Annotated in this window: 17 protein-coding genes; 14 read left to right on the top strand and 3 right to left on the bottom strand. The window is 70.8% G+C overall.

Annotated elements, in window-relative coordinates; all coding sequences use genetic code 11:
* The first annotated feature begins 66 nt into the window (after window positions 1-66).
* From DA085_RS21065 to DA085_RS19655, 3 genes are read left to right on the top strand one after another with little or no spacing between them, the layout of a single operon-like run.
* Complete coding sequence (locus DA085_RS21065; protein ID WP_154402265.1) at window positions 67-534, top strand: hotdog family protein; 468 nt, start codon at window positions 67-69, stop codon at window positions 532-534.
* Window positions 531-2,111, top strand: coding sequence for a class I adenylate-forming enzyme family protein (locus DA085_RS19650; RefSeq protein WP_161958586.1), 1,581 nt, complete (start codon window positions 531-533; stop codon window positions 2,109-2,111). Before DA085_RS21065 ends, DA085_RS19650 begins: the two co-directional genes overlap by 4 nt.
* Window positions 2,108-3,568, top strand: a complete 1,461-nt coding sequence (locus tag DA085_RS19655; RefSeq protein ID WP_109474694.1) for an APC family permease — start codon at window positions 2,108-2,110, stop codon at window positions 3,566-3,568. The genes DA085_RS19650 and DA085_RS19655 overlap by 4 nt, the downstream gene beginning before the upstream one ends.
* Window positions 3,569-3,581: 13 nt before the next feature.
* On the opposite strand, the gene DA085_RS19660 is transcribed toward DA085_RS19655, so the two are convergent.
* From DA085_RS19660 to DA085_RS19670, 3 genes are all read right to left on the bottom strand, one after another.
* Window positions 3,582-4,190 carry a TetR/AcrR family transcriptional regulator gene (locus DA085_RS19660; RefSeq protein ID WP_109474695.1) on the bottom strand — a complete coding sequence of 203 codons (609 nt, stop codon included), beginning with the start codon at window positions 4,188-4,190 and terminating at the stop codon, window positions 3,582-3,584.
* Window positions 4,187-4,969 (bottom strand): arylamine N-acetyltransferase, encoded by a 783-nt coding sequence (locus DA085_RS19665; protein ID WP_109474696.1) that lies wholly within the window; start codon window positions 4,967-4,969, stop codon window positions 4,187-4,189. The genes DA085_RS19660 and DA085_RS19665 overlap by 4 nt, the downstream gene beginning before the upstream one ends.
* A gap of 66 nt (window positions 4,970-5,035) precedes the next feature.
* Complete coding sequence (locus DA085_RS19670) at window positions 5,036-5,695, bottom strand: hypothetical protein (RefSeq protein ID WP_109474697.1); 660 nt, start codon at window positions 5,693-5,695, stop codon at window positions 5,036-5,038.
* A gap of 78 nt (window positions 5,696-5,773) precedes the next feature.
* Here DA085_RS19670 and DA085_RS19675 point away from each other — a divergent pair, with 78 nt between their 5' ends.
* From DA085_RS19675 to DA085_RS21440, 11 genes are all read left to right on the top strand, one after another.
* Entirely contained in the window at window positions 5,774-6,508 is a 735-nt protein-coding gene (locus DA085_RS19675; protein ID WP_109474698.1) for a YggS family pyridoxal phosphate-dependent enzyme, read from the top strand.
* Window positions 6,509-6,552: 44 nt separating this feature from the next.
* Window positions 6,553-7,065 (top strand): cell division protein SepF, encoded by a 513-nt coding sequence (locus DA085_RS19680; RefSeq protein WP_109474699.1) that lies wholly within the window; start codon window positions 6,553-6,555, stop codon window positions 7,063-7,065.
* A 104-nt stretch (window positions 7,066-7,169) separates the two neighbouring features.
* Window positions 7,170-7,454 (top strand): YggT family protein, encoded by a 285-nt coding sequence (locus tag DA085_RS19685; protein WP_109474700.1) that lies wholly within the window; start codon window positions 7,170-7,172, stop codon window positions 7,452-7,454.
* Window positions 7,455-7,605: 151 nt separating this feature from the next.
* Window positions 7,606-8,760 carry a DivIVA domain-containing protein gene (locus tag DA085_RS19690; RefSeq protein ID WP_161958587.1) on the top strand — a complete coding sequence of 385 codons (1,155 nt, stop codon included), beginning with the start codon at window positions 7,606-7,608 and terminating at the stop codon, window positions 8,758-8,760.
* 314 nt (window positions 8,761-9,074) lie between these two features.
* Window positions 9,075-9,641 (top strand): TraR/DksA C4-type zinc finger protein, encoded by a 567-nt coding sequence (locus DA085_RS19695; RefSeq protein ID WP_109474702.1) that lies wholly within the window; start codon window positions 9,075-9,077, stop codon window positions 9,639-9,641.
* Window positions 9,614-10,324, top strand: a complete 711-nt coding sequence (gene lspA, locus DA085_RS19700) for a signal peptidase II (RefSeq protein WP_109474703.1) — start codon at window positions 9,614-9,616, stop codon at window positions 10,322-10,324. Before DA085_RS19695 ends, lspA begins: the two co-directional genes overlap by 28 nt.
* Entirely contained in the window at window positions 10,321-11,250 is a 930-nt protein-coding gene (locus tag DA085_RS19705) for an RluA family pseudouridine synthase (protein WP_109474704.1), read from the top strand. Before lspA ends, DA085_RS19705 begins: the two co-directional genes overlap by 4 nt.
* 17 nt (window positions 11,251-11,267) lie before the next feature.
* Window positions 11,268-12,107, top strand: coding sequence for an META domain-containing protein (locus DA085_RS19710; protein WP_109474705.1), 840 nt, complete (start codon window positions 11,268-11,270; stop codon window positions 12,105-12,107).
* A 224-nt stretch (window positions 12,108-12,331) separates the two neighbouring features.
* Entirely contained in the window at window positions 12,332-12,643 is a 312-nt protein-coding gene (locus tag DA085_RS19715; protein WP_109474706.1) for a hypothetical protein, read from the top strand.
* Window positions 12,610-13,746 carry a flavin-containing monooxygenase gene (locus DA085_RS19720; protein ID WP_109474707.1) on the top strand — a complete coding sequence of 379 codons (1,137 nt, stop codon included), beginning with the start codon at window positions 12,610-12,612 and terminating at the stop codon, window positions 13,744-13,746. The genes DA085_RS19715 and DA085_RS19720 overlap by 34 nt, the downstream gene beginning before the upstream one ends.
* Window positions 13,747-13,767: 21 nt before the next feature.
* Window positions 13,768-15,564: a helix-turn-helix transcriptional regulator gene (locus DA085_RS21440; protein ID WP_202619336.1), complete on the top strand. Its 1,797-nt coding sequence runs from the start codon at window positions 13,768-13,770 to the stop codon at window positions 15,562-15,564.
* Window positions 15,565-15,937: the final 373 nt, after the last annotated feature.

A 15,937-nucleotide genomic window follows, 5' to 3' on the forward strand; every position in this document is an offset into this window, starting at 1 on the left:
TTGACACGTCACAGATCGCGGGTAAGACTCCGTAGTCAAGTATCTACTTGACTTTGGAGGAGTGCCTTGACCACTGACCAGACCCTTGACCACATGCAGGACCTGACCGGCCGATCAGAGACCTCGGAGTGGCTCCAGATCGACGAGTCCCACCTCAAGGACTTCGCCCGCGCCAGCTACCTGGAACCCGACCGGGTCGACCTGACGCCGAGTCGCAACCACGCCATGGGGCCGACCCTGGTCGACGGCTTCCTCATGCTCAGCCTGCTGGTCTACTTCGACTTCGCCTCGCAGCTCTTCCGGATCCCGGGCGGCTATGGGTTCAACTACGGCCTGGATCGGGTGCGCTTCACCAAGCCGGTCTTCGTCGGCGACAGGGTGCGGCTCACCCGCACGGTGGTGGACGTCGTGCACAAGAGCCCCACCCGGCTGCTCGTGACCCTGGACTGCGAGCTGGAGATGGAGAGCACCGGCGAGACCGCGATGGTCGCCCGCTGGCTCTACATGATCGTCGATGGCAAGGCCGAGGCGTGACGGCGCTAGACACGGCGGACGCGCACCGGCAGCGGATCAGTGACTACGTCGTCCGGCACGCCGAGGCCAGCCCGGACAGGACGGCCCTGATCTCGCACGACTGGAACCTGACCTACCGGGAGCTCCGCGACGAGGTGGACCGGCACGCCAGGGCCCTGCTGGCCGCCGGCGTGCAGCGGGGAGACCGAGTGGCGCTCATGGCGACCCCCGGCCCGGTGTTCGTCATCTCCTTCCTCGCGACGGCCAGCATCGGTGCTGTCTGGCAGGGACTCAACCCGCGCTACAGCTCGCGTGAGCTGTCTTTCGTCATCGGGGACTCCGCTCCCCGGGTGGTCCTCAGCACGATGGAGGGCGATGCCGGAAGCCCTCTGGCGGAGGCCCTGGCGGACAACGGGGCCACGCCGGCTGTCGCCCTGCGGAGCCGGGAGGATCTCGAGGCGTTCAACGCCGCGGGTGCGGGAGCTGACGACTCCGAGCTCCGGACCCGACGGCAGGCGGTCGACCCCGCCGACCCCGCCCTGATCGTCTACACCTCGGGCACGACCGGGGCGCCCAAGGGTGCGCTCCTGCGACACTCCGGGCTCGTCCGCCTCGGCCACGTCGAGGCGGACGCGTGGGCCGTCGAGGCACCGGTGATGATCTGCAACCTGCCGGTCAACCACATCGCCAGCGTCGGCGACCTGGTCAGTGTCCCCCTCGTCGCCGGGGGCACGCTGCTCCTGCGCGAGGGCTTCGACGTCGACGAACTGCTGGCCGACATCGCGGAGCACCGGATCACGACGCTCTTCCAGATCCCGACGCAGCTTCAGCGGCTGGCCAGTCATCCCGACTTCGGGTCCGCCGACCTGAGCTCCCTGCAGGTGGTCGCCTGGGGTGGGTCCCCCCTGCCGGCCGAGTCGCTGCGGCGTTACCGCGACGCGGGCTGTCGTCTGGTGTCCACCTACGGGCTCACCGAGGCGACCTCCTCGGTGACCTACTCCTCCCCGGGCGCCTCCGACGAGGTGCTGCTGCACACCGTCGGTGCACCTGACCCCGGCATGAACGTGCGGATCCTCGACGATGCCGGTGAGTGGACCACAACCGGCAGCGGTGAGATCTGCGTGCGGCACGACACGGTGATGGCCGGCTACCTGAACCGCCCTGACGCAACCGCTGAGGCCTTCACTGCGGACGGCTGGCTGCGCACGGGCGATGTCGGGCACCTGCGTGAGGACGGCAACCTCGTCCTCGTCGGCCGGACCAAGGAGATGTTCAAGTCGGGTGGCTACAACATCTACCCCCGCGAGATCGAGGCCGTCATCGAGTCCCACCCGGACACCCAGATGTGCGCCGTCGTGCCCCGCCCCGACCCGGAGTACCACGAGGTCGGCGTCGCCTTCGTCCAGCGCCGACCGGCTTCGCCGCTGGACGAGCAGTCCCTCCGGGAGTGGTGCCGTGAGCGGCTGGCCAACTTCAAGATCCCCAAGGGCTTCGTCTTCCTGGACGAACTGCCCCTCCTACCCGTGGGCAAGGTCGACAAGAACGCCCTCCGTGCCGTCGCCGCTGACGGCCTGACAGATGCAGGAACCCGCGCATGAGCGAACTTCGCAAGACCATCAGTACTCCCGCCCTGATCGCCATCGGCGCCGCCGGCGTCATCGGCTCCAGCTGGCTCTACCTCGGCAGCGCCTTCTTCGCCGACTTCGGTGCGGGCGGCACGATCCTCGGCTTCGTCATCGCCACCGCCCTGGCGGCCTTCGTGGCGCTCGCCTACAGCGCGCTGGCCAACCGGTTACCGCGTGCCGGCGGTGAGGTGGTGTACGCCGTCGTGGCCGGGAACAGCTTCCTGGGCTTCATCGTGGGCTGGCTGCTCATCGGCGCCTACGCCAGCATGGTCGCCTTCTATGTCACTGCGACGGGTCGACTGCTGAGCGCGGTGTGGCCGGAGCTGAACTCCGTCCCCCTGTATGCCGTGGGTGGCGAGACGATCTATCTCCCGATCATCGCGATCGGCTTTGCCCTCACGCTCGTCGTGCTGGCGATGAACTGGTACGGCGCGGAGTTCAGCTCGCGGGCGCAGCTGGCCCTGTTCACGATCATGGTCGTGTTCGGTGTCGCGGTGGCCGCCGCCGGCTTCGTCCGCGGCAGCTTCGACAACTTCTGGCCGATGTTCGACAGCGGCTCCGGAACCTCCCCTGTCGTCAGCACCCTGAGCTTCGTGCTGCCGGCGTTCTCCTTCCTCACTGGCTTCGGCGTCGTGGCGATCCTGGCCGAGGAGGCGCGTGCCAGCGCCAAGCGGATCGGTCAGATCGTCGTGCTGTCGGTCGTCCTGGCGGGTGCCTTCTACACGATCGTGCTTCTCGCGACGGCGTGGGTGCTGCCGTGGGAGCAGGTGGCCGGCATGACGAACGGCACGATCGAGGCCTTCGAGGTGGCGGGCATGCCGCTGCTGTCCACGGGGGCGTTCGTCATCGGCGCGCTCGGCATCATCACCACCTTCATCGCCGTGTTCTCCGCCTCCTCGCGGCTGATGTTCGCCCTGGCCCGCATCGAGCTGCTGCCGCCGGTGCTGCACCGGCTGGACGCCCGGACCGGCACCCCCCGCAACGCGCTGCTGTTCACCACGGCGATCGGCCTGGTGCTCGGCCTGCTCGGTCCGGGGGCGCTGGTGTGGTTCCTCAACACCATCGGCGTGTTCATCGCCGTGGTGTGGGCGGTGACCGTCTGGGTCTACTACCGGCTGCGCAGCCAGGGTGGGCTCGGTCCGGAGCCGAGCCGCTCCTGGACGGTGCTGCTGCCCGCCGTGGGTGGGCTCGCGTCGGTCGTCATGGTGTTCGCGGCGCTCATCCCCACCAGTCCACTGGCCCTGCGCTGGCCCTTCGAGTACCTCATCTTCATCGGCTGGATCGCGCTGGGCATCGGGCTCTACTACCTCTCGCCGCGGCGGATGCCTCGCACGGAGGTGCTGCGCTCGCTGCTGGGCGACTACTACGACCGGCAGTTCGGGTCGGCCGAGGGCGCGGAGGCCGAGGCCGAAGACCACACGGTCCGCTGATCGCGCGGGGCGGTCAGGGTGTGTAGGACGACAGCACCCGGACCGCCTCCCGCAGGATGAGCGGGTCGCCGTGGTCATCCTGCTCGAAGGCCATGTCGAGCAGGTGCGTGAGGTTGGCGATCACCACGCTCGCCATGGCCCCGGCAACCTGCTCATCCAGGTCAGGGGAGACCGTCCTGAGAGCCCGAGCCAGCTCGGCAGCTGTCTGGTCGCTCGACTGCCGGTCCAGCGCGTGCAGCTCAGGGAAGGCCGAGATCACCCGTCGGATCGCGACACCGCCCACCTGCTGGCGTCGGATCCGTGCCAGACCCTCAACCACCTCAGCGACCCAGACCGGCCAGGACTCTCGTTGGGTGAGGGCAGGCAGGTGCCCGACGAAGAAGGCGACGCGGTCGCTCTCAAAGTCCTTCATCAAGGCGTGCAGCAGGTGGGACTTGTCCGGGAAGTAGCGGTAGAGCGTCGAGATGTTCACCCCGGCCCGGTCGGCAACGTGGTTGGTCGTGAACCTCTCAACGCCCGCTTCGCGGATCAGCTCAAGAGCGGCGGTCTTGATCCGCGCGACAGTGGCCCGCGCCCGGTCCTGGCGCGGCTGCGTGCGAAGGCCCCGCCCGCTGACTGTCATTGACGCAGCCCTTCCAGTCGCGCCCAGGCCGCCACCAGGTCCTCGTCAGCGAACGTGCCGGGGAACCAGGCCTGCACTGCTGTCTGCCAGTCGTCCCGGTCGCTGAAGGTCCTGCGACAGGTGGTGCCCTCGCTCGACCGCACCGAGACCGTGGAGCCGTAGGCCGTGACGAGCCGTCCCGCGTCCCAGCCCTGGATGAGCAGCACGTCACGCAGAGGACTGGTCGCGGCCGACAGGAAGTGGCCCGCACGCGCCTGCGCACGAGGGGCGTCGGGCAGGTCGCAGAACTCCATCGCGGTGAAGGCACGGCTCAGGGCATCGGGTATGCCGAGGCGCCACCACCGTTGCCCGTCCCGTTCGAGGGTGGTCAGGCGAAAATCAAAACCGCTGAAGGCGTGCGTCCCTGCACGCAGCGGGATCGGTCGCAGGGGCCCGCAGCCCAACCCGACGTCGGTGAGGTGCCGCACGCCGTCCAGCTCCGTGACGACCGTCAGGTGACTGCCGACGTCCGGCTTGTCCGGACTGTCGTGGTCCTGCACCCCGGCGAGGTGGATCGACGTAGCGGTGCCAGTGCTCCTGAGGTGGGCGGCGAACCCGGTGTTCAGAGTGAAGCAGACCCCCGGGCGTGGGTCCTCCGTGCGCACGTCCTCGACGGACCTGCCCAGGAAGATGTCCAGCGTGGAGTACGGGTGCCTCGTGCCCCACTCCTGCATCACCTCGGCCAGGCGGGTGGCCTCGACGGCCGGCCCGGTCCTCTCCATCACACTGTCGTGGCTCATTTGCCCCGATCGTACGCAAGCCAGGCCCCGGACCGTGGGCAGAGCCCGCGTACGCGCGGTCCGGGGTCAAGGAGAGGCGTAGGCGTAGACCAGGTCGACGAGCTCGCTCCCCGGCACCTGGACATAGGTCGCCTGCACCAGGACCGTGTTGGCGCTGCTCTCCACGCACAGCAGGACCGGCCCGACGCTGAGCTGGCCCACGGTCACCAGGGGGTCGCTGCGGACCGCCAGCGCCTCGAGGCAGTCGTCGGGGTGGGTCGCCCCCGGCGCCAGAGCGGCGGCGGAGGCGTGGCTGAGATCCAGGCCAGCGGCAGTGAGGGTGAGGTCGAGGCCGGTGACGTCGTAGCCCTCGAGCGGGACAGCCCCGCGGTCCAGGTCCACCCCGAACCCGGGGCTGATGGTGTCCGAGAAGGTCATGGCACCCTCGAAGGGGTCCGTGCCTCCCGTTGGCTCGTTCTGTCCCTCTGGCGCCGGTCGATCTGACGAGCCCGGCGCATCGTCGGTCCCGCTGCCAGGCGAGGGCGGGTCCGGCGACGACGGCCCGGGCACGACGGGGGAGGTCGTGGGCTGGTCGGGGTCCGGCGCGACCTGTGGTGTGGCCACGCCCTGAGGCGGGGCCGCGGTGTCCGCCCGGTCGATGCCCCGGAGGAGCCCGGCGCCGACCAGAGCCGTGATGAGCATGGCGAGAGCAGTCAGGAAGCCTGGCAGCGAGAGCCAGAACGTCATGATCCGTCCGCTCGGTGGGCTGTTCGCTCGGGTCCCCACGCGCTCGGTCGGGGGGAGGGCGACGGGTAGCCTCGCCCCATGACCCGGCGTGAGGAGATCGAGACGAACCTGGCGGCGGTGCGTGGCCGGATCGAGCGCGCGTGCACTGCTGCCGGTCGTGACGCGGACGAGGTCACGCTCGTCGTCGTCACCAAGTTCCACCCGGTCACCGATCTGGCCCACCTGGTCGACCTCGGCGTCACCGACATCGGGGAGAACCGTGACCAGGAGGCCGGCGCCAAGATCGCCGAGCTCGATCCGGTGACGAGGGCGGCGCTCACGGTGCACTTCATCGGCCAGCTGCAGACCAACAAGGCCCGGAACGTCGCGGCGTATGCCGACTGCGTCCAGTCCGTGGACCGGCCCAGGTTGGTCGGGGCCCTGGACCGCGCGGTGGCCAACAGGGCGGGTGCGGCCGGGGGAGAGGCCACGCTGGACGTCCTGCTCCAGGTCGACCTCGGTGAGGGCGAGGACGCGGGGCGTGGCGGCATCCTCCCCGCGGACGTGAGCACGCTCGCGGACCAGGTGGCCGAGACGGAGCACCTCCGTCTCAAGGGGCTGATGGCGGTGGCGCCGCTGGGGCTGGACGAGGCGGGTACGACCGCGGCGTTCGGGCGCCTCGCGGACCTGTCCGCACACGTGCGAGAGGCGCACCCGGGGGCCACCACGTTGTCCGCGGGCATGAGTGGCGACCTGGAGCTCGCCGTGAGCGCCGGCGCGACACACCTGCGTGTCGGCACGGCAATCCTCGGTTCCCGGCCTGTCCAGCGGTAGTTTCGTTATCGACCACAGACGGACGCACCAAGGAGCTCGCACACATGGCTGGGGCGCTGCGCAAGACCATGGAGTACCTCGGACTCTCCGAGGCCGATGAGCGCTACGACGACTACGACTACGACGAGCCCGAGCGCGCGCCGGAGCGGGACACCCGCGCGGCACCCGAGCCCGAGCGTCCCCGCGGGGCCGAGGTGACTCAGCTGCCCACGCGCCACAACGCTCAGGAGCAGCAGCGCACGCCCGTCGCGCGCGTCGTCCGCGAGGCGGAGGTTGACCCGATGAACCGCATCACCACGATCCACCCGCGCACCTACAACGAGGCCAAGAACATCGGCGAGGCCTTCCGCGAGGGCATCCCGGTGATCATGAACCTCTCGGACATGGACGACTCGGACGCCAAGCGCCTGGTCGACTTCGCCGCCGGCCTGGCGTTCGGGCTGCACGGCTCCATCGAGCGCGTCACCAGCAAGGTCTTCCTGTTGTCGCCGTCGCACGTGGAGGTCGAGGGCCCCGAGCCCGACGCCCCCAAGCAGGCACTGTTCAACCAGAGCTGACCACACGGCATACCGCCCCGGCGCCGCCGACCTGCACGGTCGGCGGCGTCTCGCCGTTCCCCGCCACCTAGGATTGACCCCGTGACGAACAGGACCGCTGCCCGATGATCGCGACCATCCTCTACTGGCTGCTGTCCGCCTACTTCCTCGTCCTGATCCTGCGGCTGATCCTGGACTGGGTGCAGGTCTTCTCCCGCGACTGGCGGCCCTCCGGCGTCCTGCTGATCCTGGCCGAGGTGGTCTACAGCCTCACCGACCCGCCCATCCGCTTCCTGCGCCAGTTCATCCCCCCGCTGCGCCTGGGGGGCGTCGCCCTGGACCTCGCCTTCCTCGTCCTGATCCTCGCGGTGAGCATCGGTCGCGGGGTAGTCAGGATGCTGCCGATCTGAGCCCTGTCGGACCCCGCCACGCGGTGGGGCGGGTGGTGCCCGTTGGGCTATGGTGAACCCTGCAATGAGCAGTTGAGCCAGTGCCACGTGGGCCCCGCTCGCCATGAGGCGCGGCAGGAGCCTGTGCGGATCTCCAGAGCGAGGTGAACCCATGGCGTTGTCCCCCGAGGACGTCATCAAGAAGAGCTTCAGCGCGACCCACCTGCGTCGGGGCTACGACGAGACCCAGGTCGACGACTTCCTGGACGAGGTGGTCGTCGAGCTCCGCCGGTTGATCGCCGAGCAGGACGAGCTGGCCGCCCAGCTGGAGGAGTGCCGGTCCGGGCAGTATGACGGAACCTCCGAGGGTGCAGGCGTCGCCGTGGCAGGTGGTGGCAGTCCTGACGAGGTGCAGCTCGCCCAGGTGCGCAAGGAGCGTGAGGAGCTCGTCGCCGAGCTCGAGGCGCTGTCCCAGCAGCTGGACAGCCGCAAGGCCGAGGTCGAGCAGGCCGAGACCGAGGCCGAGCGCCGCGTCGCCGCAGCCAAGGAGAAGGCCGCCCAGGCCGACGAGGAGCTCGAGGGCAGCCTGTCCGGCGAGCTCAAGGAGCTGCAGCAGCGCGTCGAGACCACCCGGACCGAGGCCGAGGAGGCCGAGGCCCGCCTGGCGGAGCTGCGGGCCCAGCTCGCTGAGGCCGAGGAGGCTGCCGCGGCCGCGCCTGCTGCTCCGGCCGCAGCCGAGGGTGAGGGCGCCGACGCCGCTGCCGTGGGCGTCGCGGCCGCTGCCGGCGGTGCGACCGCCGTCGGGACCGGTGCCCGCGCCGAGGACTCCACCAAGATCATCGAGCTGGCCCAGCGCCTGCACGACCAGCACGTCGCCGAGGGCGAGGAGACCAAGGCGCGCCTGATCACCGAGGGTGATGAGTATCGCGAGAAGGTCGTCACCGAGGCCGACGAGAAGGCCAGCACCCTGATCCGCGACGGTCAGCAGAAGCACGACGAGCTCATCGAGACCGGTCAGGCCGAGCACGACAAGCTGGTCAACACCGGTCAGGCCCGCCACGACGAGCTCGTCCAGACCGGTCAGGCCGAGCACGACCGCCTGGTCACCGAGGGCACCGACAAGCGTGACGCGATGGTCGGCGAGGCGGAGACCAAGCGCTCCACCATCCTGGCGGACCTGGAGACCAAGCGCGCCGGGCTCAACACCAAGATCGAGGAGCTGCGGACCTTCGAGGGTGACTACCGCACCACGCTGCGCGGTTACCTCAACGAGCAGATCGGCTTCTTGGACCGCGACGGCGACGGCATCGACGACCGCCAGCAGTGACCGCGCAGGCCCGCCCGCACCGCCGTGGCGAGCCAGCCGTCCTGCTCCGGTGAGCACGGTGACCCAGCGGCGAGCCTGCCGGGTCCGCCCGTGGTGAGCACGCGGCATACGCCCTGACGCTCTGAACCCGACCCCCGTGTCCGGCCTGTTGGCCGGCGCGGGGGTCGGTCTGTACCCCCGATCTGCCGTCCCGTCAACTTTTGTTCACTTACAGGGTTGTCATTCGCACCCCCGAGCACCTATCCTTCGGCGCACCTGATCAAACAGCGGTCGGGACCGTGTCGTGACGCACGACGAACAGAGCAAGGGGTCGCATGGCAACCAAGGGTGGCGCTGCTGCCACGAGGACGACGGCCAAGGCAGTGGTCGCCAAGAACAGCACGCCGGCGAAGGCCGCGACGCGCAAGACCACCCCGAGCAAGGGATCGGCCGCCGGCAAGACCACGGCGAGCCCTGCCAAGCGCGTGAGCAAACCCGCCAAGAAGGTGGCCGACCTGCCCGTGCTGGAGCAGGAGGACCCGTGGACCCCGGCGGAGCTGGCCGAGGTCCGCACCGAGCTGGAGGCCGACCGTGAGCGGCTGCAGGCGGAGGTCGACGAGGCCGAGGCCGACCTGGCCGAGCTGATGCGCGACAGCGGCGAGGGCTCCGGCGACGACCAGGCCGACGCCGGTGCCGCCACCTGGGAGCGCGAGCACGAGCTGTCCCTGACCAACAACGCCAAGGAGCTGCTCGAGCAGATCGAGCACGCGCTGGAGCGGATCGAGGAGGGCACCTACGGGACGTGCGAGTCCTGCGGCAACCCCATCGGCAAGATGCGGCTGCAGGCGTTCCCTCGTGCGACCCTGTGTCTGACATGCAAGCAGAAGCAGGAGCGGCGCTGACCCCCGAGGCCGGGGATGACGTCACGGACTCCCCGAGACGGCCGCACCGACGATCCCTCTTCTGGCTGGTCCTGGCCATCGCCGCCGTGTGGGTGGCCAGCGACCAGGTCACCAAGAACATCGCCGAGGACGCGCTGTCGGATGGTTCCACGCGACCGTTCATCGGGGAGCTGCTGCAGTTCCACCTGACCTACAACCCGGGTGCGGCGTTCTCGATGGGCACCGGCTCCACCGGGTTGCTGACCATCCTCGCGGTCACCGTCTGCATCGTCATCATCTGGAACGCGCGGCGCCTGGGCAGCCTGCCCTGGGCCGTCGGGTTGGGCCTGCTGCTCGGCGGGGCGCTGGGCAACCTGATCGACCGGCTCACCCGCGAGCCCGGCTTCGGCAAGGGCCACGTCGTGGACTTCCTCATGCTGCCGAACTTCCCGATCTTCAACGTCGCGGACATCGGGATCACCTCCGCGGCCGTGCTCATCGGCCTGCTGGCCCTGCGGGGCATCAACCCGGACGGCACCCTCGCGCCCGAGGACGAGGAGAAGAAGCCGAGGCGCAAGCGGGGGCGCCACGCGGCGGGAACCGCGACGGAGGGTGACCCGGCCGGCGCAGACGAGCGTGCCGAATCTCCCCAAGAAAGCGCGACGGACGGTCCGAACCTCCCCAAAAATAGGGGGGACAGGTGAGCGACAGCCGCACGGTCAACGTGCCCGACGGGTTGGACGGCGAGCGGGTCGACGCCGGCCTCGCGCGGCTCCTCGGGCTCTCGCGCAGCCGTGCCGCCGACCTGGCGGCCGAGGGGCACGTCACGATCTCCGGGCGGGCCGTCGGCAAGTCCGACCGCCTCCAGGCGGGGGACTGGGTGGAGGTCACGCTCCCGCCGGTGCGCGAGCCGGAGGAGCTGACCGTCCGCGCCGAGCCGGTCGAGGGCATGCGCATCGTGCACGACGACACCGAGATCGTGGTCGTCGACAAGCCGGCCTTCGTGGCGGCCCACCCCAGCGTCGGGTGGAGCGGACCGACCGTGGTCGGGGGACTCGCCGCGGCGGGCTACCGCATCTCGACCTCCGGGGCGCCCGAGCGGCAGGGCATCGTGCAGCGCCTCGACGTCGGCACCAGCGGGTTGATGGTGGTGGCCAAGTCCGAGCGGGCCTACACCGTGCTCAAGCAGGCGTTCCGCGACCGGGTCGTCGACAAGACCTACCACACGCTCGTGCAGGGGCTGCCCGACCCGCACGAGGGCACCATCGAGGCACCGATCGGGCGGCACCCGGGACACGACTACCGCTTCGCCGTCCGGAACGACGGTCGGCACTCGGTCACCCACTACGAGCTGCTGGAGGCGCACCGGCGCGCCAGCCTGCTCCAGGTGCACCTGGAGACCGGCCGCACCCACCAGATCCGGGTGCACTTCTCCGCGTTGCGGCACCCGTGCTGCGGCGACCTGACCTATGGCGCCGACCCGCGGCTGGCCGCCGAGCTCGGGCTCCAGCGGCAGTGGCTGCACGCGGTCAGGCTGGGCTTCGAGCACCCGGGCAGCGGCGACTACGTGTCCTTCGACAGCCCCTATCCGGACGACCTCCGTGTCGCTCTGGACAGGATCGCCTCCTGACGGCAGGGTGGACCGTTGTGAACCGGACTCTCCTCGCCCGCCCCGCCCGTGCCGAGCTCCGGCACACCCGGACCCGGCGCACCGCAGGGCTGCGGCTCCCGGTCGTCGTCGCGCTCGGGGCGGCCCTGCTGCTGAGCTCGTGCTCGGTGGAGACCGACCCCGGTGGCTGGTCGCCACCCTCGGACGGGGCGGCCACCTCCGGCGACGAGGCACACACCACCGGTGACGAGGCCCCGACCACAGGTGACGCGGGCCCGACCACGGGTGACACTTCCCCGACGACCGACGCACCCACGGCGTCCGCGGAGGACCTCGAGGGCACGTGGGCGCTGGGGGTGTCCTTCCTCGACGGGGCGACCGACGCCGGGGACGCCCCCGGTCCGGCGCGGCTGACGTTCCGCGACGGCACGCTCCAGGTGCGGACCGGCTGCAACCAGGGGAGCGCGTCCTTCGAGGTCGACGGTGACCAGGTCAGCCTGGGTGCGCTCCGGCTCACCAAGCGCGCGTGCGAGGGCACCGGCGCCGCGATCGAGGCGCTGATGGTCGGGCTGCTGGACCAGCAGGAGCTCACGTATGCCGTCGAGGGCCGGGGCCTGACCCTCACCGCCGAGGACGGCACGGCGCTCGGCTTCCACCGGGTCACGGGCTCCGACGGCGACAGCGCCACCACGACAGCTGAGCCGACCGGCGCCGCGCCCACCAGCACGGCGACCGGTGCTGCGCCCACGGGCACGGCCACCGCGACAGGGCCGGCGCCCACCGGCACGGCCACCGCGACCGGTCCTGCGCCGACAGGGGACGCGACGGCCACGGGCAGGGCCACGCCGCCCGCTCCGACCCAGACCACCACTCCCTGACCGCGAGGCCCTGCGGCTCTGCAGAAGGTGTGGCCCGCCGCCACGGCTCTGCACAACACGTCGCACACGACACCTTCTGCAGAGCCACGAGGCCGGGAACACCGCACCACGCCGCCCAGCCGACCACGCACGGGCCGGCATGGGCAGAACTGACCATGCGAGCGGCATACAGATGGGCAGTTCGGCCGACGCGGCCGGTGCCCCCGCCTCCCTAACGTCGAGGCATGTCCGGTCTCGCAGTTCTCGCGGGTCTTGTCTCGACCGTCTTCTTCGTCGGCGCAGCCCTGCCGATGGTCGTCAAGGCCCTGCTGACGCGTGACCTGGAGTCCTACAGCCTGGGCAACCTGCTGCTGGCCAACGGCGGCAACGCCGTGCACTGCCTGTACGTCTTCTCCCTGCCGGCCGGCCCGCTCTGGGTGCTGCACAGCTTCTACGCGGTCACGTCCGCGGTGATGCTGGTGCTCTACCTGCGGTACGCCGGCACCCACCACCGGAGGACCCCATGTCCACAGCCACCGGCGCGGACCGCGCCGTAGACACCCTGATCATCGGTGCGGGGCAGGCCGGCCTGACCACCGCGCACCTGCTCACCCGCGCCGGTCGCGACTGCCTCGTCGTCGACGCCGCCCACCGCGTCGGTGACAACTGGCGTCACCAGTACGACTCGCTCACCCTGTTCACCCCGAACCGGGTGAACGGCCTGCCGGGCCAGCCCTTCCCGGGGCGGCCCTGGGACTTCCCCGGCAAGGACGAGGTGGGCGACTACCTCGAGCTGTATGCCGCGCAGCTGGCTCTGCCGGTCCGGCTCGGCACCCGCGTGGGGCACCTGGGGAGCGACGGCTCCGGGTTCCGCGCCCAGACCTCGACCGGGGTGGTGCACTGTCGCAACGTGGTCATCGCCACCGGCCCGTCCGGTCGCACCCCAGCGGTCCCGGCCTGTGCCGACGACCTCGACCCGGCGATCCTGCAGCTGCACTCCAGCGAGTACCGCCGGCCGGGGCAGCTGCGGGACGGCCCGGCGCTGGTCGTCGGCGCGGCCCACTCCGGGTGCGACATCGCTCTGGAGCTGGCCGCGTCCCGGCCGACGACGCTGGTCGGTCGCGACCCCGGGCAGGTGCCCGTCTCCTGGGACAGCCCGGCCTTCAAGGTCGTCCTGTCCGCGCTGGTGGTCGCCCAGCGGCACGTGCTCACGCGGCGGACGCCGATGGGGCGGCGCCAGCGCGGCCACGTGCTGGCCCACGGCGGCCCGATGCTGCGGGTCAAGCGGGCGGACCTCGCGGACGCGGGGGTCGTGCGGTCGCACGCACGCGTGGTGGGCACGGTCGACGGGCAGCCCCAGCTCGACGACGGCAAGGTCGTCGAGGTGGCCAATGTCATCTGGGCGACCGGCTACCGGCACGACTACTCGTGGCTGGACCTGCCCGTGCTGGACGAGTCGGGGTGGCCGCGGGAGTTCCGCGGCGTGGCCCGGGACGTGGACGGCGTGTTCTTCTGCGGTCTGTCCTACCAGTACGCCTTCTCCTCGATGCTGCTGCACGGGGTCGGTCGGGACGCGGAGTACCTCACGCGCCGCATCCTCGCCCGCGACCCGTCCGCGGCCCCCGCGGACACACTGTCGCTGCTGCCCCGGGCGGAGTAGCCTGCGGTTGGAGGACTGAGCATGGACCCGGACGGGCTCGCGCGGGCGCGAGGCGCCGACGGCCGGCCCCGGCAGGACCCGGGGCCGGGCGGACACGAGGTCGCGCCGGTGCCGGGCCCGGCCGCTGTGTCCGAGTCAGTCGCCGCGCCCGACCTGGTCGCCAGGGGGACCAGCGAGTTCCTCACGGGCCACAGTGACGCGGCCGTCCGCTCCCTGCAGGAGGCCTATCGCCTCCAGACCCAGGCCGGGGCCGCCTCGGCGGCACTGCGCACGGCGTTCCTGCTGGCGACGATCTTCGACCGCACCAGCCAGCACTCCCTGTTCCAGGGCTGGCTCGGGCGGGCGCAACGGCACCTGACCTCGCTCGCCGCGACCAGCCCTGACGTGCCGGTGGAGCGCGGTCTCGTCGCGATGCTCGAGCTGCGCCGGGCCCTGGCCGGGGGGCGGTTCGACCTGATGGGCCCCCTCGCCGAGGAGATCAGTGCGGTCGGGCTCCGGCACGGCGACCCCGACCTCATCGCGCTGGGCGCGCTGTGCCGGGGACGTCTGGCGATCTACGGCGGAGACGTGGCCGGCGGCCTGACCCTGCTCGACGAGGCCGTCACCGGGGTGCTGGCCGGCGACGTGAGCCCGCTGACGGCCGGCGTCGTCTACTGCACGGCGATCGAGGGTTGCCAGGAGATCGGTGCGCTCGACCGGTTGTGCCAGTGGACCGAGGGGCTGGTGACCTGGTGCGGTGACCAGCCAGGGCTCGCGGCCTACGCCGGGGCCTGCGCACTGCACCACGGCCAGGTCCTCACGCTCAAGGGGGACTGGGACCGGGCCCTGGAGATGTTCGCGGCCGCGCACACCCGCTATCTGAGCCAGGGCGAACGGGGCGCGGCGGGTGCCGCCCAGCGTGAGCGTGGCGACCTGCTGCGGGTGCGCGGGGACCTGGCGGGTGCCGAGGAGGCTTACCAGTATGCGGTGGGGCTGGGCTGTGACCCCCAGCCCGGTCTCGCTCTGCTCTGGTTGGCGCGGGGGAGACGGGAGGCCGCGTCGGCGGCGGTCCGTCGCTGGCTCGACGAGACCCAGCTTCCGGCCCAGCGCACCCAGCACCTCCCGGCTGTCATCGAGGTGCTGATCGGGGTCGGTGACGACGGACTCGCCCGCACGCTCGCCGAGGAGCTGGACTCGCGGGCGGCACTGACCGGCTGCGAGCCGGTGGCCGCGGCCGCGGCGCAGGTGCATGCTCTCGTGGAGCTCGCGAGCGGCGACGCCGCCGCCGCACTGCCGTATGCCCGCAAGGCGATCCAGCTCTGGCTCGCCGTCGACGCCCCCTATGAGGGGGCGCGCTCCAGGCTCGTCCTGGCCCGTGCCCTGGAGACGCTCGGGGACGAGGACTCCGCGGTCCAGGAGCTGCGTGAGGCAGCCACGGTGCTGCAGGGCCTCGAGGTGGCGGTCGACTCGGCACTGGGCGCCCTCGGTGGGGGACCCCGCGCCGCAGGGTTCGCGCCCAGTGCGCGGGAGGGGACCGGGGGAGCAGGGGCACGCTTCGGCTCTGCCTCTGCTCCTGGTCCTGGGGGCGGAACCGTGGCTGGAGGGGCCGCGCACCTGACCGAGCGTGAGGTGGAGGTGCTCCGCCTCGTGGCGGCCGGCCACAGCAACCGACAGATCGCGACCCAGCTGGTGCTGAGCGAGCGCACGGTCGCCCGCCACCTGAGCAACATCTTCGGCAAGCTGCGGGTCGGCTCCCGCACGGCGGCTGCCGCCTATGCCTTCGAGCACGGTCTGGGCCCCTCGGTAGCGGCACCGCCGCAGTCCGCTGACCTGCAGTGATGACGCCTGACAGACCCGTCGGACACCTGCTGTTGGGCCGGAGTTGGCCCACCCGCACATCTGGTGCTACAGTTACATCTCGCCGCTGCGGCCACGCCGCGCGGACAACCTTGTCGAAGGACCTGGCCAGGGCGCTCTCAACAGAGAGAAAGCCGATTTGGACAAGCGACACCGACAAGTTAGACTGAACAGGTTGCCCCAAACACTGTGACTGGTTGTGGTGGGTGGTGTGTGTCCGATCTTTGAGAACTCAACAGCGTGTCAGTAATCGATGCCAATTTTCCTGTCCTGGGGCATGGTGTGCATTCTTTGTGGGTGTGTGTTGTGTTCTGGTGGCAAGGATTTCTTTGAATTTGATGGATGAGTCAGTTGA

The sequence above is a fragment of the Ornithinimicrobium cavernae genome, from assembly GCF_003121625.1.
Classification (GTDB): Bacteria; Actinomycetota; Actinomycetes; order Actinomycetales; family Dermatophilaceae; genus Ornithinicoccus; species Ornithinicoccus cavernae.